The sequence below is a fragment of the Microbacterium sp. OR21 genome, assembly GCF_047306785.1.
GTDB classification, from domain to species: domain Bacteria; phylum Actinomycetota; class Actinomycetes; order Actinomycetales; family Microbacteriaceae; genus Microbacterium; species Microbacterium esteraromaticum_E.
The window spans coordinates 779,098-804,681 of the sequence record NZ_JAZEXJ010000002.1 but is presented as its reverse complement, the minus strand read 5'-3'; the positions used below and the strand labels follow the sequence as shown (position 1 = coordinate 804,681).

The 25,584-nt window shown below is 70.4% G+C and carries 16 protein-coding genes; 8 read left to right on the top strand and 8 right to left on the bottom strand.

Annotated elements, in window-relative coordinates; all coding sequences use genetic code 11:
* Positions 1-38 precede the first annotated feature (38 nt).
* Genes V2S04_RS08325 through V2S04_RS08310 form a run of 4 tightly spaced genes read right to left on the bottom strand, consistent with a single transcriptional unit; the run spans position 39 to position 4,079 of the window.
* Positions 39-881: a glycosyltransferase family 2 protein gene (locus V2S04_RS08325; protein ID WP_413638047.1), complete on the bottom strand. Its 843-nt coding sequence runs from the start codon at positions 879-881 to the stop codon at positions 39-41.
* Entirely contained in the window at positions 878-1,888 is a 1,011-nt protein-coding gene (locus V2S04_RS08320) for a glycosyltransferase (RefSeq protein ID WP_413638046.1), read from the bottom strand. The genes V2S04_RS08325 and V2S04_RS08320 overlap by 4 nt, the downstream gene beginning before the upstream one ends.
* Entirely contained in the window at positions 1,885-3,036 is a 1,152-nt protein-coding gene (locus V2S04_RS08315) for a glycosyltransferase (protein ID WP_413638045.1), read from the bottom strand. Before V2S04_RS08315 ends, V2S04_RS08320 begins: the two co-directional genes overlap by 4 nt.
* On the bottom strand, positions 3,033-4,079 hold the full coding sequence (locus tag V2S04_RS08310) for a glycosyltransferase (RefSeq protein WP_413638044.1): 1,047 nt from the start codon (positions 4,077-4,079) through the stop codon (positions 3,033-3,035). Before V2S04_RS08310 ends, V2S04_RS08315 begins: the two co-directional genes overlap by 4 nt.
* A gap of 161 nt (positions 4,080-4,240) precedes the next feature.
* Here V2S04_RS08310 and V2S04_RS08305 point away from each other — a divergent pair, with 161 nt between their 5' ends.
* The 3 genes from V2S04_RS08305 to V2S04_RS08295 are packed head-to-tail and all read left to right on the top strand — an operon-like array spanning position 4,241 to position 7,442.
* Entirely contained in the window at positions 4,241-5,170 is a 930-nt protein-coding gene (locus tag V2S04_RS08305; protein ID WP_413638043.1) for a WcbI family polysaccharide biosynthesis putative acetyltransferase, read from the top strand.
* Positions 5,167-6,138, top strand: a complete 972-nt coding sequence (locus V2S04_RS08300; RefSeq protein WP_413638042.1) for a hypothetical protein — start codon at positions 5,167-5,169, stop codon at positions 6,136-6,138. The genes V2S04_RS08305 and V2S04_RS08300 overlap by 4 nt, the downstream gene beginning before the upstream one ends.
* On the top strand, positions 6,135-7,442 hold the full coding sequence (locus V2S04_RS08295; RefSeq protein ID WP_413638041.1) for a glycosyltransferase: 1,308 nt from the start codon (positions 6,135-6,137) through the stop codon (positions 7,440-7,442). Before V2S04_RS08300 ends, V2S04_RS08295 begins: the two co-directional genes overlap by 4 nt.
* Before the next feature lie 13 nt (positions 7,443-7,455).
* Here the strand turns inward: V2S04_RS08295 and V2S04_RS08290 are convergent, their stop codons facing one another.
* Positions 7,456-9,969: a DEAD/DEAH box helicase gene (locus V2S04_RS08290; protein ID WP_413638039.1), complete on the bottom strand. Its 2,514-nt coding sequence runs from the start codon at positions 9,967-9,969 to the stop codon at positions 7,456-7,458.
* Positions 9,970-10,152: 183 nt separating this feature from the next.
* Here V2S04_RS08290 and V2S04_RS08285 point away from each other — a divergent pair, with 183 nt between their 5' ends.
* Positions 10,153-13,716 carry an alpha-L-fucosidase gene (locus V2S04_RS08285; RefSeq protein WP_413638037.1) on the top strand — a complete coding sequence of 1,188 codons (3,564 nt, stop codon included), beginning with the start codon at positions 10,153-10,155 and terminating at the stop codon, positions 13,714-13,716.
* A 48-nt stretch (positions 13,717-13,764) separates the two neighbouring features.
* Here V2S04_RS08285 and V2S04_RS08280 read toward each other — a convergent pair whose 3' ends face one another.
* The gene (locus V2S04_RS08280; RefSeq protein WP_413638036.1) at positions 13,765-14,799 is read right to left on the bottom strand and encodes an FUSC family protein; all 1,035 of its coding nucleotides are present in this window, start codon (positions 14,797-14,799) and stop codon (positions 13,765-13,767) included.
* Between the two features lie 150 nt (positions 14,800-14,949).
* Between V2S04_RS08280 and V2S04_RS08275 the strand changes: the two genes are divergently transcribed.
* The gene (locus tag V2S04_RS08275; RefSeq protein WP_413638035.1) at positions 14,950-15,999 is read left to right on the top strand and encodes a DUF998 domain-containing protein; all 1,050 of its coding nucleotides are present in this window, start codon (positions 14,950-14,952) and stop codon (positions 15,997-15,999) included.
* 246 nt (positions 16,000-16,245) lie between these two features.
* Here V2S04_RS08275 and V2S04_RS08270 read toward each other — a convergent pair whose 3' ends face one another.
* Positions 16,246-16,911 carry a DNA alkylation repair protein gene (locus V2S04_RS08270; protein WP_413638033.1) on the bottom strand — a complete coding sequence of 222 codons (666 nt, stop codon included), beginning with the start codon at positions 16,909-16,911 and terminating at the stop codon, positions 16,246-16,248.
* 107 nt (positions 16,912-17,018) lie between these two features.
* Here V2S04_RS08270 and putP point away from each other — a divergent pair, with 107 nt between their 5' ends.
* Positions 17,019-18,533: a sodium/proline symporter PutP gene (gene putP, locus V2S04_RS08265; RefSeq protein WP_413638032.1), complete on the top strand. Its 1,515-nt coding sequence runs from the start codon at positions 17,019-17,021 to the stop codon at positions 18,531-18,533.
* Positions 18,534-18,799: 266 nt separating this feature from the next.
* The gene (locus V2S04_RS08260) at positions 18,800-22,573 is read left to right on the top strand and encodes an endo-alpha-N-acetylgalactosaminidase family protein (protein ID WP_413638030.1); all 3,774 of its coding nucleotides are present in this window, start codon (positions 18,800-18,802) and stop codon (positions 22,571-22,573) included.
* Positions 22,574-22,657: 84 nt separating this feature from the next.
* On the opposite strand, the gene V2S04_RS08255 is transcribed toward V2S04_RS08260, so the two are convergent.
* Entirely contained in the window at positions 22,658-23,689 is a 1,032-nt protein-coding gene (locus V2S04_RS08255) for a LacI family DNA-binding transcriptional regulator (protein ID WP_413638028.1), read from the bottom strand.
* A gap of 97 nt (positions 23,690-23,786) precedes the next feature.
* Between V2S04_RS08255 and V2S04_RS08250 the strand changes: the two genes are divergently transcribed.
* A complete protein-coding gene (locus tag V2S04_RS08250; RefSeq protein WP_413638026.1) occupies positions 23,787-25,541 on the top strand; it encodes a glycoside hydrolase family 35 protein in 1,755 nt (584 codons plus the stop codon).
* The last annotated feature ends 43 nt before the right edge of the window (positions 25,542-25,584 follow it).

Genomic DNA, 25,584 nt, shown 5'->3' with positions numbered 1-25,584 from the left:
CGCGGCGGACGCGGCGAGAACGCGGCGAGGACGCGGCGTCACGGCCCCGGGACTGCAGGGGCGCGCACCGTCCGGCGGTAGCCGCCGTCGTGGGCTTCGACCGCGCCCGCTGCGACGAACTCGTCGATCCAGCTGCCCATCGGCCACTCACCCCACTGCTCGGCGAACAGGGCGCCATTGCGCAGGATGTCGTCGAGATGACGCCACGGGGGAGTGCCGGCGGGATGCCACTGATGGAACGCATGCGCGCCGCCCACCCAGTGCAGTGGCGTGCCGAGCGACCGCGCCCGTCGGCCCAGATCGGTGTCTTCGGCGCCGTAGCCCTCGTACCGCTCGTCGAACCCGCCCAGCTGCGCCCAGGTCGCCGGCGTCACCGCGAACGACAGCGACCAGAAGAGGTCGTACTCGTTCGCTTCGGCGGTCGCGACGACGCCGACGGCCGGGTTCGGACGCACGGGATGCGGTCGGATCATCGCCTCGAGCTGATCGGCGGCTGACGGCCGCTGCACGCTTTCGAGGTAGGTGACCGGACCGCACAGCAGTCCGTCCGGGTGCGAGCGAACCGCCTCGGCGTATCGATCGAGCAGCTGCGGGCCCGGCAGACAGTCGACGTCGAGGAACACGAGCAGATCGACGTCGCGCGAGACAGCGATCTCGGCGGCGGCGTTGCGTCCTGCGCCGACGCGCATCCCATCGCGGCCCGGGGGGACGTGCACGTGGACGACCCCGGCGAACGGTGGCGGGGGCTCGCTGTCGAGCCACGCCTCGATGCGCACCACGTCATGATGGGGCGGCAGCACCTCGCGCAGAAAGCGGCGCTGGCGATGCAGATGTGCGAGGCGGTTGTGCGACGCCGGTGTGATCACGGCGATCCGCGTCATGAGGCGACCTCCTGTACGGCTCGGGCGGCACGCGCAGCGGCGCCAGTGGCGCCCCATCCGCTCCAGTCGGGCGGCGAGACCGCTGCCCGCTCCACGAGCTCGACCACCTGTGCGGGCGACGATCCGGCGGGCGCCGTCGAGGCGAGGCCCGCGGCCTGCAGCACTCGGGCCGTGTGCTCCTGCTCGCCGAACGGTCTGTCCTGGGGCAGCACGACCGCGCGCGCACCCGCGGCCGCGAGATCGGCCACCCCGTTCAGTCCGGCGGCGCTGATCACGACCTTCGCGCGGCAGAGCAGCGGCCACACGTCGTCGACCCGATCGTCGTCACGGGCGCCGGCCGTCTCGACCTCCCAGCCTCTAGCCGTCAGCAGGTCGATCGTCTGCGCGAGTCGTGATTCGTCGAGCGTGCGGCTGAGGAACAGCGCCCGACGTGCGGCATCGTCGGCCGGGTGGCGCGACCGCCCGTCATGCCGCGAGATCCCGCCGACATGACGTACGCGCGCATGGTGGTCGGACAGCTCGGCCGCATCGAACATGCCCTCCGGCCACGGTGCCACGATCCGATCGGCGAGGGCGTGGCCCAGCCGGTGCGGGCGATCGGACCGATCGCCGGGCTGCGCGAACACCACGGTGGGAACGCCGAGAAGGCGGACGAATGCGGTGACCTCCACGCTGACGTCGACCACGAACGCCGCAACGGGGTGGCGGGCGATCCAGTCGGCGATCATCGCGAGCCGCCTCTGATGGCCGGGATGCCCGATCGGCGCCCAGTGCAGCGCCCCGCCGGCGCTGACATCGCCGAGCTCGTGCGCGGCGCGGACGGCGCCGTCGGCGGTCACCACCGGATCCGCGTCCGCAGGCAGGCGGACCCACACGGTGTCGTCGCCGAGGTCGCCAGGAGCGGGAAGCGACGAGAACACGGTGACCTCGTCGTCCAGATGCGGGCGGATCGCCTGCATCCGCGTGAGATGGCCCCATCCGTGATGGTGCACGTACCAGCCGATCATGCGCCGACCGCCGCCGCGCCTGCGATGAGCGAGTCGACCTCGGCCACACGACTGTGCGCAGCGACGGTGAGCACGCGCTCGACCTCGCGATGACGGCGCGCGAGCGAGTGGCGGGCGGATGCCGCCGCGCGCACCCGATCCCGGAACGCGGGCGACGCCGACCGAGCGGCGAGGGAGAGGGCCGCCTGAGCGAGGGCGCTCACGTCACGGGCGGGCACGACCGTGCATCCGGGCAGCCCCGCCAGCACCTCGCTCGCACCGCCCGCGTCGAACGCGACCACGGGAGTGCCCGTCATCAGTGCCTCGGCCAGCACCAGGCCGAAGGGCTCCGACCAGACCGGGGTGACCAGCGCGACCGACGACGCTCCGACCAGAGCACACAGCTCGGGTTGGCGCAGCGGCCCGACGTACTCCACGCCGTCGCCGAGAAGAGGCTCGACCTCACGGGTGAAGTACCGCTGGTCGCCGATCCGGCCGGCGATCCGCAGGCGCGCGCCTGCAAGCCGGGCTGCGCGGATGGCCAGATGGGGAGCCTTCTCGGGCACGATCCGGCCGAACCACACCCACTGCTCGCCGCCGCGTCCTCGTCGCCACTCGCTGCTGTCGACACCGTTGGGGAAGACGAAGGCGTCGATGCCCTCGTCGGACCACACTCGCGCCGTGTACTGGCTGACGGCGAGAAAGCGGTGCGGCGCCGTCGGCGGCAGGGAGCGCGCCGCATGCACCATGTCGGGAAGGGGCGGCGTGTGCAGGGTCGTCACGACCGGGATGCCCGCGTCGCGGCTCCACAGGATCGGGTCGCCGTGCAGGCTGTGGTTGTCGACCACATCGACGCCGTCGAGCGGGTCAGTCAGCCGGCGGCGCACCCGGGCGAAGGCATCCGCGATCCGTCCTCGGTGCCCCGCCGGGTTCTCCGAATCGGAGGTCTCATCGATGCGACGCCAGCGAGGGCTGGGCAGCTGCAGGTCGGGGCACGAGCCGAGGAAGTCGGATCCGGCGGTAGCGCACAGCTCGACGTCGTGTCCGCGACGCTTCAGCCACCGCACGCGATTCCACACCACCGCCTCGAGCCCGCCGGCGTGGGGCTGCCGCAGAGGATGCCGCTCGGGGGCGACGACGAGTACGCGAAGGCGCTGCGCGGCCCTCACGCCGGAACTCCCGCAGCGGCATCCGCCGAGGCGCCGGCCACGGCATCCGAGTAGAGGCGGGCGTGCGCCTCCCGGATCGCGCGTCGCTGCTCCTGGCGCTCGGCGCGGCGGCCCACCAGCCGCGTCGCACGCGAAGAAGACGGCTCCTGCGCGCGCTGGGCCCATGACACCGCGGCGGCCAGCGTGCGGGGGTCGTCGAGATCGATGACGAAGAACTCGGACGGATGCTGCGACCGGATGTGGCCCACGTCGGTTCCAGCCACCGGCACACCCAGGTCGTAGCAGAGCTCCACCCAACCCGAGTGCGTTCCGTGTCGATACGGCAGAACGAACAGGTCCAGGCCGCCGAGCCACTCCTCGATCTCCGCGTCGCTGAGATAGGGAGTCCTGCGCATGCGCACAGCGGCGTGCCCGTCGGCGGCGTCGATCACACGCTCCGCTGCGCGATCGTCGCGTACCCGGTCGTTCATCAGCACCTCGATCTCGACCGCCTGGCCCGCTGCCTCGAGCAGCCGGGCCGCCCGCGCGGCTGCGCGCACCGCGCCCTCTGCGTCGATGTTCGGACGCAGGTCGCGCAGCGCGATGCCGACGCGCACGGTGTCTGCACCGCTCCCCCTGCTGTCTGCGGCGGTCCGCTCGAGCAGTGTCGGGTGGGCGAGCACCGTGCTCGTACGACGCCACCGGTGCTCGATCTCCGCCGCCGCGGAGGAGGTGAGCGTGATCAGGTGATCGGCCGACGGGACGATCACATCGAGCAGCTCGCGATAGGGCTCCTGGTCGACGATCTGCGGATTGTCGAGGTCGTGCACCGTGAAGATGACTGGGCGGCCGGCGAGGCGAGCAGCGTCGAGGCCCGCGCGCAGCTCTTCAGGGGTGAACGATTCGAGCCCGAAGTGCACATGCAGCAGGTCGTACTCGTCGGCGTTCTCGCTGAGCCACTGCGCAGTCATCGCCACCGGCGGCCACCACTGCTCGGCTGGTGCGCCCGGCACGGGCGGGTCTGCCAGGAGCGTGACGCGCTGCGGATCGGTGATCGCCCGCACGTACGGGTGTGCGGAAGGGACGGAGGCGACGCGGATGCGCGCAGAGGTTGCGGCGATGGATTCCTCCTCGTGTAGACGGGCGCTGCGCGCGCATCGAAGTGATGGATCTCGGGAAAAGCAACGGGGTCAGACGAAGAAATCCAGAGGTATACGTTCGAAGCATGACTCCCACCCCGCCTGACGTCACCACCGTTGCGCCCGCCGAGTCGGTGGTGCTAGGGCGACGTCGGCACTACGCGGAGTTCTATGCGATCGCCCCGCTGCCCGAGAGCTTCGGCGTGGTGCTCGGGAACTGTCAGGCAGAATCGCTGCGACTGGTGATGGATGCAGAGGATCGTCGATTCATCCGGGTTCCGCCGGTGCACGAGATGACGGCCGACGATGCGCGGCGCCTGCACGAGGTGGTGGCCGCCGCCCACACGGTCGTCACGCAGCCGGTGCGCGACGACTACCACGACCTTCCGCTCGGCACACGCCAGGTGGCTGCCGCGACCACGGCAAGGGTGCTCACGGTGCCGCCCGTGCGGTTCGCGGGGCTGCATCCGTTCCAGGCCGCCATCCGCGTTCCCGGCGTCGACGAGGATCCACCGCTCGTCGCGTACCACGACGTGCGCACGCTCGCGGCGGCCGCGGGACTCCCGGTGGCGTCTGCGCTGGCGCCGGATGCCATGCGGGCCGTCGGCCGGGCCTCGGTCGACATCCTGCGTGAGCGTGAACGGTCCACCGACATTCCGGTGTCCGACCTCTTCGAGACCGTGACGGCCGATCACATGCGCACCGTGAACCACCCCGGCAACGCGATCTGGCTGCCGCTCGGTGCCCGCATCCTCGACGCGCTGGGGGCGGGGGAGGCGCCCGTCGACCCCGGGCATCCGCTCCTCGACTCGGTGCGCGCCCCGCTCGCTCCCGAGGTGATCGAGGCGTGGGCGCTGAGCGACGAACCGCAGGAGCACTGGAGCGTCGAGGGCAAGCTTGTGAGCGATGCGGCGGTGCGCGAGGCGCACCTGGCCTGGTACGCCCAGCATCCCGGGTTCGTCGCCGCGGCGACCGAGCGGCTCGCCGCGCTTCTGGCCGTCTGGCGCGCGGCATGACCGGTGCGCCCCTGCTGCTCGTTCACCCCGGTGCTCACGGCGTCGCCGTCTACGCCCGTGACATGGCGGATGCCGTTCGCGACGTCGCCGAGGTGCGCACCGTCGACGCGGACGGGCTCGCGCGACTGCCGGCCGGCACCAGAGTGCATGCCCATTTCACCGACCGGCTCTGGGGTGACTCGCCCGAGCAGGCATCCCGCACGTTCGCCGAGCTCGCATCACGCCTGCGGGTGAGCGTCACCCTGCACGATGTGCCCCAGGCATCGGACGGTGAGCAGAATCGGCCTCGCCGCCGCGCCGCGTACGCGCGCGTGGCGGAGGCCTCGAGCGCAGTGGTGGTGAACAGCGAACACGAGCGCGAGCTGCTGCGCGAGGAGGACGTCTGGTCTGGGGCGGTCGAGGTCATCCCGTTGCCGGTGGAACTGGAGAAGAACGCCGAGCGAGGGCGACCCGATGGGTCGGTCGGGGTGCTCGGATTCTTCTACCCGGGCAAGGGCCACGACGAAGCGGCGGAGGCGGCAGCCGCCGCGGGGATCGGCGCGCTCACGGTGCTGGGACGCGCGTCCGACGGGCATGCGGCCGAGCTCGAGACCTTCGTGCGGCGCTCGGCGGCCCTCGGCGTCGAGGTCGACGTGACCGGGTGGCTGGACGACGCTGAGATCGCCCGCCGCGGGCGCGCGGTGAGCGTTCCGGTGATCGCGCACCGGCACATCTCAGCATCCGGATCCCTCGCCTCGTGGATCGGCTGGGGCCGGCGCCCGGTCGCCGTGCGCAACCGCTACGTCGATGAGATGGCCGCCCTGCGTCCGGGCACGCTCTACCCCGTCGGGGAGAGCGACCTGGTCGGCGCGCTGCGTCATGCGTGCACGAACCCCGACGCGACCTGGCACGGGCTCGCACGCCTGCCCCTGTCGCGCGCCGACGTGGCACAGGCGTACCTCCGCCTGTGGGCCGGGAGGGCTTCGTGACCGCGGGGTGGGTCGTCGGCAATCGGTGGGATTCGCTCGACGGCATCCACCCCGATCCGCTCCCCACCGTGTCGGTGATCGTCGCGCACTACGACCAGCCAGAGCAGCTCGCTCGCACCCTGCACGCCCTCGCCGCACAGGACTATCCGCAGGAGCTGCTGCAGATCATCGTCGCCGATGACGGCTCGCCCGGCGCGCCCGACGTGCCCGACGGAGTGACGCTCGTGCGGCAGGAGGATCGCGGGTTCCGCCTGGCAGCGGTCCGCAACCTCGGGGTGCGGGCGAGCAGCGGCGAGGTGCTGTGCTTTCTCGACGCCGACACCACGCCCGAGCCCGGCTACGTGCGCTCGCTGAGCAGGCTCCCCGCTCTGCTGCCCGAGGCGGTCGTGGTCGGTCGCCGGCGCCACGCGGATCTCTCGGCGGTCGCGCCCGACGTGCCGATCGCGCAGGCGGCGGCTGGGCGGGAGCTGCCGGAACCCGGCTGGCTGGCCGAGGAGTATGCCCGCAGCGGGGATCTGCTCGACTCCGACGACCGCTCCTACCGATTCGTGATCGGCGCCGTGATCGCCTGCTCTCGACGCATGTTCGACGAGGTCGGCGGTTTCGACGAGACGTTCACGTCATACGGCGGTGAGGACTGGGAGTGGGCGCACCGCATGTGGCAGGCGGGTGCGGTGTTCGCGCACGTTCCGCAGGCGGTGGCCTGGCACGACGGCCCGGAGTGGGCCGACCGCGACGGCTCGGGGATCGACCGCGCGAACACCCAGACGCTGCGCATGCAGTCGAGCATCCCGGTGCCGGGGTCGTCTCCGCGGGCGCTGTGGCCCGGCGTGGCGGATCTCGTCGTGCAGGTGCGCGGCGAGCACACGCCGGCGGCGGTGTTCATCATGGCGGATTCACTGTTCGCGGCGTTTCCCCGGGCGAGGCTGCTGCTCGACGTCGTACCCGAGGTGCTCGCAGACGATCCTCGGGTCTCGGATGCGCTCGATGCCCCGGACGCTGTCGATGCGCGGGTGCTGTGGGAGGTGCACCGGCCCGTCGTCGTGCTCGATCCGGACTGGCTGGTCGACCTCGTCCTCGGGCTCGGCACGGGCGACCTGGGCGGGGTCGACCTCGTCGACGGCGACGGCTCGCCGATCGGAACGCTGCGCTCCCGACGTGCGCATCGACGTGCCGCACGCTGGGGGCACGACGATGCGTTCCAGACGCGGCGGATGACGGCCGTCGGAACCCACGTGCTGCGACCGGATCCTCGGGTCGAGGCCTGGGTCGGCGGGTGGGGCGGTGTCGAGTCGTTCTGCTGACCGGTGAGCGGGCCTAGAGTCGGTCGACCCCCGTCACAGTGACGACCGCCTCGCCGGCCTCGTCGGACGCCGCGAGATCGACCGTGGCCGAAATGCCCCAGTCGTGGTCTTCCGCGGGGTCGGCGATGATCTGCCGCACCGTCCACTGCTGTGAGCCCTGCTCGATGAGCAGCAGCCGAGGGCTGCGTGCGTCGGCACCCGTGAGGATCTCATCGTGCTCGGCGTAGTAGGCGTCGAGGGCATCGTTCCAGCCGTCGGCCCCGAAGTCGGGGTCGAGGGATGCCAGCGACTCGACGTCTTCGCGGGCGGCGAGCAGCACGCGGCGGAACATCTCGTTGCGCACCAGTACGCGGAACGCTCGGGTGTTCGCGGTGAGACGCTTCGGGGCGGGCGGCACGACCGGCTCGTCGTGCCGGTCGAAGGCCCCGTTGTCGATGCCGGCGACCAGCTCCTCCCACTCGTCCAGCAGGCTCGAGTCGACCTGGCGCACGAGCTCGCCCAGCCACTCGATGAGGTCGCGCAGCTCGTCGGTCTTCAGATGCTCGGGGATGGTCTGCGACGCCGCGCGGTAGGCATCCGAGAGGTAGCGCAGGACCACGCCCTCAGAGCGCGCGACCTTGTAGTACGCGACGTACTCTCCGAACGACATGGCTCGCTCGTACATGTCACGCACGACCGATTTGGGGTGCAGCTCGAAGTCGCGGATCCACGGCTGCGACGCGCTGAAGGTCTCGAACGCGGCGCTCAGCAGCTCGTCGAGCGGCTTGGGATAGCTGATCTGCTCGAGCAGCTCCATGCGCTCGTCGTACTCGATCCCCTCGGCCTTCATCGCGCCGACCGCCTCGCCACGGGCCTGGAACTCCTGCTGGCTGAGGATCGCACGCGGGTCGTCGAGGGTCGACTCGACGATCGAGATCATGTCGAGGGCGAAGTGCCCGGTACCGGAACCCGCCGCGGGATCGGGGTCGAGCAGCTCGAACGCCGCCAGCGCGAAGGGCGAGAGCGGCTGGTTCAACGCGAAGTTCGGCTGCAGGTCGACCGTCAGGCGCACCGTGCCGTCGGCGCGCTCGACGACACCCGACTGCAGCAGCGTGCGGTAGATGCCCAGGGCGCGCAGCGCGAGCAGGCGCTGATTCGCCCTCGTCTCGTGATTGTCGTATACCAGCGAGCGCATATTGGCGAAGACGTCACCGCCGCGGGCGATCACATTCAGCATCATCGCGCTCGTGATCTGCATGTGCGAGGTCAGCGTCTCGGGCTGCGACGCGATGAGCTTCTGGAACGACGGCTCGCCCCACGACACGAACCCGTCCGGCGCCTTCTTGCGGATGATCTTGCGCTTCTTCTTCGGGTCGTCGCCCGCCTTCTTCAGCGCCGCGAGGTTCTCGCTCTCGTGCTCGGGCGCCTGCGCGACGACGGTCCCGGCGGTGTCGTACCCGGCGCGGCCGGCGCGACCGGCGACCTGGTGGAACTCGCGGGCGTTCAGCTGCCGCATCCGCTTGCCGTCGAACTTGGTCAGCGCCGTGAGCAGCACGGTGCGGATCGGCACATTTATGCCGACGCCGAGCGTGTCGGTGCCGCAGATCACCCGCAGCATGCCGCGCTGCGCGAGCTGCTCGACCAGGCGGCGGTACTTCGGCAGCATCCCCGCGTGATGCACGCCGATGCCGAGGCGCAGCAGCCGCGACAGGGTCTTGCCGAACGCGGTCGTGAAGCGGAACCCGCCGATGAGCTCGGCGATGGCATCCCGCTGCTCACGGGTCGCGACCTTCGCGCTCGCCAGTGCCTGCGCGCGCTCCATCGCCGCCGCCTGCGAGAAGTGCACGATGTAGACCGGCGCCTGGCCGGGCGAGAGCAGGTCGTCGATGGTCTCGTGGATCGGAGTCGTCTCGTAGTAGAAGTGCAGCGGCACCGGGCGCTCGACGCCCGTGACGACGGCGGTCTCGCGCCCGGTGCGACGGGTCAGATCGGCCGCGAGCTCGGTCACGTCGCCGAGCGTGGCCGACATCAGCACGAACTGCGTCTGCGGCAGCTCGAGCAGCGGCACCTGCCACGCCCATCCGCGGTCGGGGTCGCCGTAGAAGTGGAATTCGTCCATCACGACCTGCCCGACCTGGGCATCCGGCCCCTCGCGCAGGGCGAGGTTCGCGAGGATCTCGGCCGTGCAGCACACGATCGGCGCGTCGGCGTTCACCGATGAGTCTCCGGTCACCATGCCGACGTTCTCGGCGCCGAACACATCGACGAGTGCGAAGAACTTCTCGCTGACCAGCGCCTTGATGGGCGCGGTGTAGTAGCTGCGCCGGCCGTCGGCGAGAGCGGCGAAGTGCGCGGCGATGGCGACCAGCGACTTCCCCGTGCCCGTGGGGGTGGAGAGGATCAGGTTCTTGCCCGACACGATCTCGATGACCGCCTCGTCCTGCGCGGGGTAGAGCCGGATGCCGGTCGACTCCGCCCATTCCACGAATGCCAGGTAGACGGCATCCGGATCGGCATCGCGTACGGCGTTCGGATCCAGGGCGGTCATCCGTCGATCCTTTCACGTCGCGGAGCGACGCCCGCGGACACAGCACGAGGCCTCACAAATAATCCGATCAATAGCGACAGAAGTCAGCTGCGGAACGCGCATAGTGAAAGGTATTGCCTGAGACATCGGATCTCTGCTACGGTCGGCCGCGTTCACGGTCCTCGACGCAATGGAGCTGATGGCATGCGACCGCCCCGTCCCTTTCCCCGTACCGGACGGCTGGGAGCGCTCGCGGCGCTGTCAGCCGTCGTCCTGCTCGGCACGACGATGACGCCCGCGGCATCCGCCGCCGAGACCGATGACCTCGACATCGCGTTCGGCGGGTCGCTGGTGGGCACCACCGCGTACACGACCGTCGAGGGGGAGACGATGCGCGGGGTGGTGCGGCGCCTCGACGGCGCCGAGGAGCAGGGAGCCGGGGGCGGCGTCACCCTCGGAGGCGGCACGCAGGGCATCCGCTTCGACGCCTCGGACTTCACCCTCGGCGACCCGGGCGCCACCACGGGCTTCGTCGCCGAGCTCTCGCTGACCCCGCAGAGCGGGCAGGCCGACATGGCGACCCTGTTCGCCGCCGGCGGGAACATGTTCGTGCGTCTGGAGGGCGGCTCACTCAGCTACGGCTTCGACTCGGTCACCGCCGGAGTGTGGAGCAAGCACCGCAAGGCCGCGCCGGCGCCGGCGCCCGGCGTCGATCACGACCTGTCGGTGCAGTACGTGCGCGTCGACGACGGTGCCGAGATGCACGTCTCCCTCGACGGAGTCGAGCTGCCGGCGATCGCCGCCGCCGCGCCCGCCGCGATCAACGCCGCGGCGGCGAGCGCCTTCGGCTTCGGCAATGACGTGCACCCCGCCGCAGGATCGCGGGGCTACAAGGCGCACCTGAGTCGGATCCGGGTCGCCTCCGGCCTCACGGCGTACACACCCGGACAGAACACGTTCCAGAGCGCGCCGGTGGCAACGCCGCTGCTGCGCGCCGACTTCTCGGGCACGGTCTCGAACGGCGCGTACACGCCGGATGTCACCGAGCACGTCGACGGCACGATCGCCATGCGCAGCGGCGCCGCCGTGGCATCCGACCGGCTGCAGCTCACCGCATCCGGCCAGGCCGCCGACTTCACCGCGGCCGAACCCGTGTTCACCGGCGCGACGCTGGATCGCGGCTTCGTCACCGAACTGGTGTTCACCGCCGACGCCGCCCAGAAGGATCTCGCCACACTCTTCGCCGTCGGCGGCAACCTGTCGGTGCGCTACCGCGCTGACGGGCTGCAGTACGGCTTCAGCTCGAACCAGTCCGGCAAGTGGGTCGACCACATGGGCACCGCGGCCGTTCCCGCCACCGGCAAGGCGCACACGCTCTCTCTGGCGTACCAGCCGACCGACAGCGGCGGCGCAGAGGTGATCGTCTGGCTCGACGGGGTCGAGCTGCCCCGGATCACCGCGACCGAGCGCTCGGTGCGCAACCAGGCTCACACGGGCACCGCTGCGCTGGGAAATGAGATCCCCAGCATCGGCGGCCGCGCCTTCATCGGCAGCATCGACCGCGCCCGCATCGCCACGCTGAACGAGCCGTTCAGTGCAAAGTCCTTCGAGTTCCAGCAGCTCAAGCCCATCGTCCCCTGCCAGCCGCTGGGCGACGTGGAGCCGGCGAACTACGTCGCCATCTCGGCCGACGACTGCGCCGAGAACATCGCCGCGAAGTCGACGCTCGTGCGGCCCACGCCGCAGCAGCTGCGCTGGCAGGAGCTCGGCCTGACCGGCTTCGTGCACTTCGGGATCAACACCTTCTACAACCAGGAGTGGGGCCACGGCACAGAGGATCCGGCGCGGTTCGACCCGACCGGCGAGGTCGACGTCGACGGGTGGATGAAGGCGCTGCGCGATTCGGGACACCGCATGGCGATCCTCACGCTGAAGCACCACGACGGCTTCATGCTCTACCCGTCGCGCTACACCGACTACGACATCGCGGCCACGCCGTGGAAGGACGGCAAGGGCGACATCGTGCGGGAGTTCACCGATGCGGCACGCAAGTACGGCATGAAGGTCGGCCTGTACATGTCGCCCGCCGACTCGCACGAGGAGCTCGACGGCCGCTTCGGCAACGGCAGCGCGAAGACCCCGCGCACCATCCCCACCCTCGTCGAGGGTGACGACCGCGCCGGCCAGGACCTCCCCACGTACACCTATGACGCCACCGACTACGGCGCCTACTTCTTGAACTCGCTCTACGAGATCCTCACCCAGTACGGCGAGATCGACGAGGTCTGGTTCGACGGGGCGGCCGGCAACACGGCCAAGCAGGAGCTGTTCGACTATCCCGCCTTCTACGACCTGATCGGCAAGCTCCAGCCCGATGCCGTGGTCGCCGTCGGCGGCCGGGACGTGCGCTGGGTCGGCAATGAGGCAGGTGTGGCCCGCGCGAACGAATGGGCGGCCGTGGCCGTGCGCGATCCGGCGGACGGCGGGAAGCTCGAGAACATGACCGGTGGAGGGTTCGAGCAGGTCGGCACCATCGACAGCCTCGTCGCTGCCGCGGCGAACGGCGCGAACGCGCTGCACTGGTGGCCCACCGAATCCGACATGAAGCTGACCCAGGGGTGGTTCGCGCATCCGAACGACGTGCCGAAGAGCGGTCCGACCCTTCTGAGCCACTACCTGAACACGGTGGGGCGCAACTCGGTGATGCTGCTGAACACGCCGCCCACGACCGCCGGATCCTTCGCCCCGTCATCCGTCGCCTCGCTCGAGTCGTTCGCCGCCGAACGCCGCAAGGCCTTCAGCGCCGACGTCGCGCTGGGACTGCCCGTCGATGCACCCGACGGTGCGACCACCGCGCTGACCGACGGCAGCCTGCGCACCGCGTGGCAGAGCGGGAAGACGACGGGCACTCTCACCGTCGACCTGGGTTCTCCCCGGACGGTCAGCCGGATCGCGCTGTCGGAGGGCGTCGCCACGGCAGGACAGACCGTCGATGCCTTCCACATCGAGGCGGAGGTCGACGGCGCGTGGAAGCGCGTGGGCGGCGCCGGCACGATCGGCGTCAGCCGGATCGTGACGCTCGATGCGCCCACGACGGCTCAGCGATTCCGCTTGGTGGTCGATTCGGCACGCGCCCCGTTCGCCCTCTCGAAGCTGGCGCTGCACCCGACGCTCGCACAGGACCCTGGTCGGCTCGTAGAGGTGTGGCTCGACTGCACTGCCGAGCGTGCCGGCGACGGGTCGAAGGAGCGCCCCTTCTCGTCGCTCGAGCAGTTCCGCGACGTCGAGATCGCCCCGGGTGCGACGGTGCACCTGCGAGCCGGAACCGCGTGCGCCGACTCCGACACCCCGTTCTGGGGGTACGGCACCGCTGATTCCCCGATCGTCGTCGACCTGTTCGGCGGAACCGAGGCGCCCACCTTCGGCGACCGCACCGCGCGCGACGTCTTCGGCGCGCTCGAGGCTCAGGGCTGGACGATCGCGTTCAGCGACCGGATCCCCACGATCCGCGTCGGCGACGGCACCGCGAAAGTCGGCAGCCAGGTCACCGTCGAGGTCGCCGGCTTCACCTCCGAAGCGCCGATCAGCGTGACCTTCGCCGGCAAGAAGCGACCGTCGGCAGCAGTGACCGCGAACGACGACGGCGCGGCAGAGGTGGTGCTGCGCATCGCCGGCGTCGCGCCCGGTCAGTACACCGTCGTCGCAACCGGTCCTGACGGCCAGCGTGCGGAGCAGCAGCTGACCGTGCGCACCGGCAGCGGCCGCTGACGACCGCGACGAGACCTGAACCGCGACGAGACCTGAGTGCAGCCGCGCTCAGGTCTCGTCGCGCAGCTCGCCGTGGATCCGGCGCAGATCCTCCATCAGCGACCCGACGAGGATCCAGTGATCGGATGCCGGTGGCCGCACCACCAGGGGTGTCGTCAGCGCGGGGGTGGCCGAGGTCAGGGCATCCGGCTCGGCGCCGTCGGCCGACTGCACCGCCAGCCGCACATCGTGCCCGGCCCGGTGCAGCTGCTCGGCGATCGCCCGCACCGTCGGGTCGGTCGCGAGGGAGTCGTCGTAGTGATCGATGTACGCGCGGGTCATGCCGATCACCTGCGTGACGACGGGCGAGAGCCGCTCGTAGACGGCCTGCAGCTCGTCGACGTCGTCACGGTGGCGACCGCGGCGCGGGTTCAGTGAGAGGGATTCGGTGGCGGCGGTGAGGGATGCCTCGGCGGCATCCTTCATCGGCCGCAGCAGCCGCGCCTCGAGCATCAGCTCCTGCAGCTGGGCGGCGGTGCGGGTGGTGGGAAGCGCATCGGCGAGACGGTCGAGGGATGCGGCGAGCTCGCGGCCCAGCATCCCGATGTCGCGGCGCGCCGGTGCCGACAGCACCGGCGGGACGATCGCGACGTTCACGACGAATCCGATCGCCGCGCCGATCAGCGTCTCGAGGATGCGGTCGAGCGCATAGTCGGGGTTCGACGAGCCCAGCGCGAGCACGAGCACCGCCGAGATCGCGACCTGGTTGCCCGTGCCGGTGGATGCCCGCAGCGACCAGGCCACGAGCATCGCCACCACGACCGCGGCGAGCACCACCCAGCTCTGCGCACCGAGCAGCAGGCTCAGCAGCACGGCGATCACGACGCCGAGGATCACACCGGCGCTGCGCTCGAGCGCCTTCGACAGCGACTGGTTCACGCTCGGCTGCACGACCAGCAGCGCGGCGATCGCCGCGAACACCGGCAGCGGCCCGGGGATCAGCCAGCCCGCGATCAGCCACGCCGCGATCGTCGCCCCGGCCGACTTCAGCACCTGCAGCAGGGGAGCCCGGCGTGCGGAGCGGATCGCGGCGGGGAAGCGCATGGCTCAACGGTAGCCGTCGGCGCGCAACGCGCAGGAGTCCACACGAAACGCAGGATCGAATCCGGCATCCGGCTCCTGCGTTTCGCGTGAAGTCCTGCGATTCGCGCGGGCCTCGGCCGGGCTGTCGGCCGCGGATGGTTCGATGAGGGCATGAGGATCGAGCGGCTGCGCGAGCAGGAGCGGATGCTGTGGGTCACGGCGATCTGCTTCGTCGCGGGCGGAGTCATCGGCACGGGGGTGCTGTGGGGCGCGGCTCGGCCGTTCAGCGGAGACGGATCGGTGATCATCCCGATCGCCCTCGTCGCAGCGGTGATCGCCGCCACCGCCTTCACCGTCAGCACCCGGATGCACAGGGCCGGCGAGACCGCGCCGATGCCGCCGTGGCAGGAGTGGGTCTCGCACGTCAGCGCGGCGGCGGTGACCGCCGCGATCGCCGGTGTCACCGCCCTCGGGGTGCTGCTCGCCGGTGAGGTGCTGGCCACCGGGCTCGAAGGCCTGACCCTGCCCGCGCCGGTCGGCGGGGTCTTCTGCGGCGTCGCGTCGGCGCTGGGCGGCCGGCTCGCCTTCCGCACCGGGATGCGGCTGAGGACGAAGGACATCGCCGCGCTGTTGTCGACGTTCCTCGTGGTCGGCACGCTGTTCGCGATGCTCACCGCGACCGACCCGGCATGGTGGGAGCGGAGCTTCTCAGAGCTCGGGATCGGCGCCGGCGGGTGGGCGTTCAACGGCACGGTGATCATCGCGGGACTGCTCATCGCGACCACCGGCTCCTACCTCGGCCGCGACCTGCACCGGATGCTCGGCGACCGGGCCCTGCCGCGGATCGCCGCCATCGTGGCGACCTGGGCCGGCGCCGGGATCGCGCTCGCCGCCGTCGGCCTGCTGCCGCTCGATCGGGTGCGCGCGGCTCACGCGGTGGCCGCGTTCTCGACACTGGGCCTCATCCTCACGGCGGCCGTGCTGACGACGCTGCTGCTGCGGCACGTCGGGATGCTGCGGGTGCTGACGATCGTGTTCGTCGGCCTGGTCGTGGTCGCGGCGGTGATGACCTTCGCCCTGCGGATGCTGTCTGTCGCGGCGCTCGAGGGCATCATCGTCGGCCTCGTGCTGCTGTGGCTCACGACTCTCGTGCAGCTGCTCTGCGTGCTGGCGCCCGACGAGTCGCGCCCGTCGGCCCGCCGGTCACCGCTGCGCGCCTGAGCCGCGGCGCTGCGTCCTCGTCGTCGGCCGTCGCGCTCGGGTGGTCCTATATGGTCGCCTCACGGGCGGCGAGGCAGCCATTCAGGCCCTGCGGACAGCCGGGTGCGGCCCGCGCTTGCGCCGCCGCCCTGCTCGGGTGGGCCCATATGGTCGCCTCACGGGCGGCGAGGCAGCCATTCGGGACCGGCGGGTGACGCGCGCAGGCGCCGCGAGCCCGCGCGGTCCGCGCAGCCCGGCGACGGCCGCTCAGCCCTGCCGGCGCACCATCTCGGCGATCCACGCGGGAGCGAACGGCGAGGTGCAGTTCGGCGGCACAGGGTAGTCGGCGAGCACCTGCAGACGCTCGCCGATCGCGACGGCGCGCTCGCGCAGCGCCGGGTGATGGATGCCGATGTACGCCAGCGTCTCATTCATCGCCCACTGCTCGCGGCTGGGTGCGTCGCGCAGCTCGCGCTCGATGCGGTCGAGCAGGGCGTCCAGATCCAGCCCCTCGGGCGTCTTCTGCACCCGCACCGAGGTCAGCGACCATGCGGCCGCGCGGGCGTCGGCATCCGGATCGTCGATCCAGCGCAGCCGCAGCTCCTCGGCGAGCGGCGACTTCTTCGCGATGTAGCTCACCAGCCAGTCGTGCGCCTTCGCGCTGCGCGTCGAGCGCAGCATCCCGTCGATCTCGTCGGCAGAGAGCTCACGCGGCTTGGCCACGAGCAGTGCGACCAGCTGCGCGGCCACCTCGTCGGTCGCCCAGAGTGAGCGCGCCAGGTCGGTCGACATGCCGGCCCGCTTCGCCACGGCACGCAGCTTCGACAGATTCACGCCGTGCGCGTCGCCGTGCCGTTCGTTCACGGCGCGCGCCTTCGGATCCTCCAGGGCGGCCAGCGCGGAGCGGATCTCGTCGACGGTCGAGTTCGGCATCCCGAGATCGTACCCGGGCCGCCCGCGAGTCAGTCTGGAAACGGGGAAAACCCTGTGTCATCCTCGGACGGCACAATGCGGCGACGCCCGCCGCGGAAAGGCAGAAGATGTCCGCTCAGATCTTCACCTACGTCGCACTCGCACTGTACTTCGCGGGCATGCTGCTCATCGGCTATCTCGCGTTCCGCCGCACCGACGACCACGAGGACTACATGCTCGGCGGGCGCAATCTGCCGCCGTGGGTCGCCGCGATCAGCGCGGGCGCCGCCGACATGTCGGGGTGGCTCGTCATGGGCCTGCCCGGTGCGATCTACCTCACCGGTCTCATCGAGGCGTGGATCGCGATCGGCCTGACCATAGGTGCGTACCTGAACTGGCTGCTCGTCGCTCCGCGCCTTCGCGCGTACACCGAGGTGTCACGCAACTCGATCACCATCCCCAGCTTCTTCGAGAATCGGCTGCGCGATCGAAGCCGTTCGCTGCGCATCGTCTCGGGCCTGATCATCCTGATCTTCTTCACCCTCTACATCTCGTCGGGGATGGTCGCCGCCGGCGTCTTCTTCGAGAGCGCCTTCAAGGGCGATTATCTGTTCGGGATGCTGCTGGTCGGCGGCATCACGCTGCTCTACACCCTCTTCGGCGGGTTCCTCGGCGCCTCGCTCACCGACGTCGTGCAAGGCCTCATGATGGTGGTCGCGCTGATCGTCGTGCCGGTCGCCGCGATCATCGCGATCGGCGGGTTCGGCGAGACCGGCACGCTCATCGCCGAGAACGCCGGCGCAGGGCACCTCTCGCTGCTCGGCGGCGGTGCCGTCACGGGCGGGACCATTCTCGCGATCGTGTCGGCTCTCGCGTGGGGCCTCGGCTACTTCGGCCAGCCGCACATCATCGTGCGCTTCATGGCGCTGCGCTCGCCGCAGGAGGCGAAGAGCGCGCGCCGCATCGGCATCTCGTGGATGGTCGTGTCGATGTTCGGCGCCGTCATCTCGGGTCTGGTCGGCATCGCGTACATGGCGAAGCAGGGCATCGAGCTCGACAACCCCGAGACCGTGGTGCTGCTGATGTCGCAGACGCTGATGCATCCGTTCGTCGCGGGTCTCATCCTCGCCGCCGTGCTCGCGGCGATCATGAGCACGATCTCGAGCCAGCTCGTGGTGTGCTCGTCGGCGCTCGTCGAAGACCTCTACAAGGTCGCGCAGCGCACCCCGCCGTCGCAGAAGCGCCTCGTGCTGATGGGCCGGATGGCGGTGCTCGTCGTCGCGATCATCGCGATCGTGCTCGCGATCACGCCCAACGACTCGATCCTCGGGCTGGTCTCGTTCGCGTGGGCCGGCTTCGGCGCGGCCTTCGGCCCGATCATCATCCTCAGCCTGTTCTGGCGCAAGCTCACCAACTGGGGTGCCCTGGCCGGCATGTTCGTCGGAGCCGCGACGGTGTTCATCTGGAAGGCGCTGAACACCGGCCTGTACGAGCTGCTGCCCGCGTTCGTGCTGGCCGGCGTCGCCGCGGTCGTGGTCAGCCTGCTCACGTACCGGCACAACGACGAGATCCAACAGGAGTTCACCGAGACCGGCACGATGCTGACCCTGCCGCGTCCGCACGCCGTCGGCGACACTCCCTGACGCTGTCTGCCTGATATCGAGGGGTCCCGGTCGCCGACCGGGACCCCTTTCGCTGTGCGGATCGTCACGACCGCGAGAATCAGCGAAAGCAAAAAATGGCGAAATCTGCAGTTGTTTTCGCAAACATCATCTGGAATCATCGTTCCCGTCGCCCGCCGATTCGAAGGAGAACGAGCAGAATGAGCAACCAACGACGATGGACGGGGGTGGGCCTCACATGTGCAGTCGTGGCGGCCGGCCTCTCAGCCTTCACCGCAGCGCCCGCCATGGGCGCCGATTCCGACATCGTGCTTCGCACCGGAGCCCTCGAAGTGCGTGCCTCCGGCGCGTTCCCCCAGGTGGTGCAGTACACCGACCGCAGCAGCGGTGCGGTGATGCACGGCAATGACACCGCACTGACCACCCTCGAGATCAACGGAGAGGCGCAGCCGGTCGAGGTGCGCTCGAAGAAGATCGACGGATCGTCGGCCGAGTACACCATCACTCCCACGTCGCTCGACGGCGTCGAGTTCACGGTCTCGCTCTCGGTCAAGAAGAACGTCGTCACCGTCGCCTTCACCGAGATCGTCGACCCGGCCAAGAAGGTCGTCACGTTGCGCATCCCCGGGCACGACCTCGTCACCGTGTCGTCCGCCGAGGCCGGCGCGCACGTCGCCACCGCAGATCTCTCGGTCGACCGCAACAAGTCCGGCGACAAGCACATCGACGTCACCGCCGACACCCCGGTCGACGCCAAGCCGGTGTCGACGAACACGGTGATCGCGAACACCTCGCAGCTGGCGGCGGCGTTCACGACCAACTCGATGTACGACGAGTCGTCGGGCCCCGCGGTCAAGGACGCCGGCCGGTTCTGGCGGCAGACGGTCAAGAACGGCGACGAGGTCGAGACCGGCATCTCGAGCGGCCAGTGGCTGTACCGTCCGAAGGACTCCCCGAAGACCGAGGAGCTGCCCTGGGTCAAGGTCGCCATCACGCCGGATGCCAACGACGACGGCGCCGTCGACTGGCAGGACGGCGCGATCGCCCTGCGCGACCTGCGCGTGGCGCCCTTCAAGGGCGAGGAAGTGCCCGAGAAGGTCATCACGCACATCCCGTTCAACTTCGCATCCCAGGCCACCCACCCCTTCCTGCGCACGCTCGACGACGTCAAGCGCATCGCCCAGAACACCGACGGGCTCGGGCAGGCCGCCATGCTCAAGGGCTACACCAGCGAGGGGCACGACTCGGCGAACACCGACTACGGCGACAACTTCAACGAGCGCGCGGGCGGTCTCGACGAGCTGAACACCGCCCTGAAGGCCGGCGAGAAGTGGAACGCGTCGTTCGGCGTGCACATCAACGCCACCGAGATCTACCCCGAGGCGAACTCGTTCAGCGACGAGATCATGGATCCGACCGCGAAGGGCTGGAACTGGCTCGACCAGTCGTACTACATCGATCAGCGGTACGACCGCGTCAGCGGACAGATCGACAAGCGCATCGAGCAGCTCGCCGATGCGACCCACGACAACCTCGACTTCGTCTACGTCGACGTGTTCTACCCGTACGGCTGGATCGCCGAGGCCATCCAGGACTCGCTGATCGCGAACGACTTCCGGGTGACCTCGGAGTGGGCCGACAAGCTCAGCGAGAACAACACCTGGTCGCACTGGGCGAACGATGAGAAGTACGGCGGTTCGTCGAACAAGGGCGTCAACTCGCAGATCCTGCGCTTCGTGAACAACACGAAGGCAGACGTGTGGAACCCCGACCCGCGGCTGGGCACCAGCCACATCGTCGAGTTCGAGGGCTGGACGGGCCAGAACGACTTCAACGCGTTCCTGAAGAACGTGTGGAGCGCGAACGTGCCGACCAAGTTCCTGCAGCACCACGAGATCGTGCGCTGGAGCGACGAGGCCATCGACCTCGCCGACGGCGTGCGCGTGACCGGCACCACGGCCGCCGACCGCTCGATCACCGTCGACGGCACCGAGGTGCTGCACGGTGAGAGCTACCTGCTGCCCTGGGCGTCGAAGCCGGGCAAGAAGGCCGACAAGCTCTACCACTACAACCCGGCCGGTGGATCGACCACCTGGACGCTCACCGAGCAGTTCGCCAAGAACCGCACGCTGCAGCTGTTCCAGCTCGGCGACGGCGGCCGCACCGAGGTCGCGGACGTGCCGGTGGTCGACGGCAAGGTCACCATCGAGGCCGAAGCCGGTCAGGCGTACGTGCTGACCGCCGGCAAGAAGGCGGATGCCGCAAGCGCGCTGCCCAAGAAGGTCGCCTTCGGCGAGGGCACTCCGGTGACCGACCCGGGGTTCAACCTCACCGATCTCGACGCATGGAACCCGCAGGGCGACGTGAAGATCGAGCGCGATGACAAGGGACGCCGCTCGGCGCTGTTCGGCGCGGGCAAGGCATCCATCTCGCAGAAGCTCGACCGCCTGCCCGCGGGCGAGTACACCGCCAGCGCGTGGGTCGGCGTCGACGCCGGCAAGACGCGCGAGACGACGCTCGGGGTCGAGCTGGGCAAGAAGGGCGATGACGCCGCGGTGACCATCGACTCGTCGACGGCCGTCAACCGCATCGGCGCCGACGAATGGCACGACACCACCCTGCAGCGGCTGAAGGTGCACTTCACCGTTCCGCGCGGTGGTGCGACGCCGGTCTTCAGCGTGAAGGTCGCCGACGGCGACGCCGCGGTGCGCGTCGACGACGTGCGCATCATCGAGGCGAAGGCGCCGAAGCTCGGTGACGGCGTGATCGCCAGCGAGGACTTCGAGGACACGGATGCCGGATGGGGCCCGTTCTTCAAGGGCGCGGCGGGCGGCAGCAACGACCCCCGCACGCACATCGCCAAGCGCAACGAGTACACCCAGAAGGGCTGGAACGGTCGCAAGATCGACAACATCCTCAACGGCGAGTACTCGCTGATGGCCCACCAGGAGAACGCCGGCTTGGTCTACCGCACGTCGGAGTACACCGTGCCGTTCGAGCCCGGCCACCGCTACCGCGTCTCGTTCGATCACCAGTCGACACTCGCCGGCAACTACAACTGGGTCACCGGCTACGACTCGGCCACCGGCCCGCTGGTGACGCGCCGCACGGCGATCGGCGAGGTGCACGAGACCACGCGCTTCGAGCAGATCGTCGACGCGAGCACCTGCGGTGACACCTTCGTCGGCCTGGAGCGCATCGCCGGCGGCGACGCGGACTTCATCCTCGACGACTTCATGGTCGAGGACCTCGGGGCGTCCGACGCCATCCCGGCGTGCGCGCAGCTGAGCGGCAGGCTGAGCGGTGACGTGGTGCAGCAGGGCGAGGCATCGACGTTCACCACCACGTTCGTGTCGGACGAGGCGGCGCCGATCACCGACGTGAAGGTCGCGCTCGACCTGCCCGAGGGCTGGACGGCCGAGGCCGTGACCCCGGCGACCGCCGCCACGGTCGGCCCGGAGGGCACCCTCGTCACCGAGTGGCGCCTCACCGCTCCGGCTGATGCCGACGGGTCGTACGAGATCGGATCGACGGCGACCTACACGACCACGGTCGACCCGGTCGGGCCGCGCACGGTGACGACCGCCACCACGGTCAAGACGCTGCCGCAGGCGCCGACCGGCACGGTGTTCGCCAGTGACCACGAGTGGGTGTCGGCGAGCAACGGCTGGGGCCCGGTGGAGCGCGACCTGTCGAACGGCCCGCAGGGCGCCGGCGACGGCACGCCGCTCACGCTGAACGGCGTCGTGTTCGAGAAGGGGCTCGGCGCGCATGCGCCCAGCAACGTGAAGTACTTCCTGGGCGGGCAGTGCACCACGTTCACCGCCAAGGTCGGCATCGACGACGCGCAGCCCACGCGGGGATCGGTGGGCTTCTCGGTGAAGGTCGACGGCAAGACCGTCGTCACCTCGCCGCTGATGAAGCCGACCAGCGAGACGTTCGCGCTGACCGCCGACGTCACCGGCGGCCAGTTCGTCGAGCTCGTCGTCGGCGAGGGCGGCGACGGCAACGGCAACGACCACGCCGACTGGGCGGACGCGACGTTCACCTGCGGTTCGTGAGATGACGGGAGGGGCGGATGCCGCGCAACGCGGCATCCGCCCCTCTGTCGTGTCTGCGCGAGCCGCGGCTCGCGCGACCGCGGATCACTGCCCGCGCGGCGGCGCGGTGGAGGAGCGGATGATCAGCTCCGGATGCAGGTCGGGAACCGCCTCGTCGGCGTCGGACTCCTCGATGTGCGAGATGAGCCGCAGCGCGGCGGCGCGACCCATGTCCTCGAACGGCTGTCGCACGGTGGTCAGCGCCGGGGACGCATAGGCGGCCAGCGCGATGTCGTCGACGCTCACGACCGAGATGTCCTCGGGCACCCGCCTGCCCGCCTCGTGCAGTGCGCGGATGAGCCCGAAGGCCATCTCGTCGCTCGCGGCGAACACCGCCGTCGCGTCGGGGATGGCGGCGATGGTGCGCCCCGCCCGGTACCCCGACTCCGGGGTCCATTCCCCGGGGATCACCGGCGGCGGCACGATGCCGCGCTCGCCCAGCACCTGCTCCCACGCCTCCCGGCGGTGCCTGCCCTCGATCCAGTACTCGTCGCCGCCGACGTGCCACACCGTGCGGTGGCCGAGGTCGAGAAGGTGCTCGACGGCGAGGCGACCGATCGCGTGCTGGTCGACGATCAGCGGCGCGTCGGGCTGCATCGAGGCGAGCTCGCTGCGGATCGTGGGCGTGCGCTGCGTGCGTGCGCCCATCGCGGGACTGTCGAGCTCGACGGGAACGTTCAGGATGATGCCCTCGGCGCCCTGGCGCTCGAGGCGGTCGAAGGCCTCGAGGAACGCCGACGTGGACGCGTGGTCGGCGACCGCGGCGGTGGTCACCGTGTAGCCGTTCGCCGCGGCGGCGGACTCGACACCGGCGCCGAGCGCCGCCGACGAGTACCGGTCGTTCGAGACCAGGATCATGCCGAGGATGCGGGTGCGGCCGGATGCCAGCGACGCCGCGGCGGCGTGGATGCGATAGCCGAGCGACTCGATCGCCGCGTGCACGCGACGGGCGGTCTCGGGGCGCACGTTCGGGTGACCGGACAGCACGCGCGAGACCGTCTGCGCGCTGACCCCCGCCGCACGCGCAACGTCGATCTGATTCGGCGCGCGATCCGGGCTGGGGCGACGAGGTGACATGAGGCAATGATAACGATGAGTTGGGGTGTCATCAGGGCGTTCCGCTGACCGCATGTGAGACAATGTGAGCGCAAACATTTTTTCGACCGGGAGCAGCATGTCCACCCCCACCCCATCCCTCAGCTGGCGCGACGGCCAGATCATCCGCGACGGCAGCCCGCACCGCATCCTCTCCGGCGCCGTGCACTACTTCCGCGTGCATCCCGATCAGTGGGAGGACCGGCTGCGCCGGCTGGCGGCGATGGGGGCCAACACGGTCGACACCTACGTAGCCTGGAACTTCCACGAGCGTGTCGAGGGCGAGTACGACTTCACCGGCTGGCGCGACGTCGCGTGCTTCATCCGGATCGCCGGCGAGGTGGGCCTCGACGTCTTCGTGCGCCCCAGCCCGTACATCTGCGCCGAGTGGTCGAACGGCGGCATCCCGTTCTGGCTCAGCGGTCGCACCCGCGCGCTGCGCACCGTCGACGCCGACTTCCTCGCCGCGGTCGACGCCTGGTACGACCAGCTCATCCCGCAGCTGGCGCCCCTGCAGGCCGCGCACGGCGGGCCGATCCGGCTGATCCAGGTCGAGAACGAGTACGGCTCGTTCGGCACCGATGCCGGCTACCTCGCCCACCTGCGCGACGGCCTGCGCTCGCGGGGCATGGTCGAGATGCTCACCACCGCCGACGGCATCACCTCCGACATGATCGAGCACGGCAGCGTGCCCGGGGCGATGAGCACCTTCACCTTCGGCACCGGCGTCGCGCGCGCCCGCGAGCTGCAGCGCGACGGCGAGCACCTGATGTGCAGCGAGCTGTGGGGCGGCTGGTTCGACCACTGGGGCGAGCAGCACCACATCCGCTCGGCGGCGAGCATGCTCGGCACCGTCGACGAGCTGCTCGAGGCGGGCGGCTCGGTGAGCCTGTACATGGCGCACGGCGGCACGAACTTCGGCCTGTGGAACGGCTCGAACCACGACGGCGTGATCCAGCCGACCGTCACCAGCTACGACTCCGACGCCCCGATCGGCGAGGACGGCACGCTGAACGAGAAGTTCCACGCGCTGCGCGAGCGGTTCGCGCGCTTCCACGACGGCGAGCTGCCGGCGGTTCCGGATGCCCCGCGCCGCCAGTCCGCGGCATCCGCAGACCTCCGCATCGCCGCCGAGCTGCTCGACGTGATCGCGGCGGCACCGGTGCGCGCCGAGGCGCCCCAGCCGCTCGCCTTCGAAGAGCTCGGCGCCGAGGACGGCCTGGTCGCCTACGAGAGCGACCTCGTCTTCCCGGCGGGTGCGACCCTCGGCATCCGGCAGCTGCACGACCGCGCCACCGTCTTCTTCGACGGCGAGCTGCTGGGCACGCTCGAGCACGACGGCGAGCACACGCTCCCGCTGCCCGCCGCCGGCGGCAGCGGGCGCCTGCTGATCCTGGTCGAGAGCCTCGGACGCATCAACTACGGTCCGCTCACCGGCCAGGGCAAGGGCATCCTCGGCGGTGTGGTGATCGACGGACGTCGCTACCAGCACGGCTGGACGCACCGGGTGCTCGGCGACGGCATCCCCACGGCCGGAAGCACTGCGCCGACGCAGACCGGACGGGGGCTCGCGACCGCGACCCTCAGTGTCGACGAGCCGCTGGACGCCTGGCTCGCCTTCCCCGAGGGGGCCAAGGGGATGGTCTGGCTGAACGGGTTCCTGCTCGGACGCTACTGGGAGCGCGGTCCTCAGGTGACCCTCTACGCTCCCGCTCCGCTGTGGCGCGCCGGCGAGAACGAGATCGTCGTGCTCGACACCGACAACCTGCCGTCGCGCGTCGAGATCCGCGAGCAGCCGGACTTCGGCCCGACCGAGGAGTTCATCGGCACCTGATCCGCCCCACAGACGAAGAAGAACCTCCCCCGCGCACCGCGCG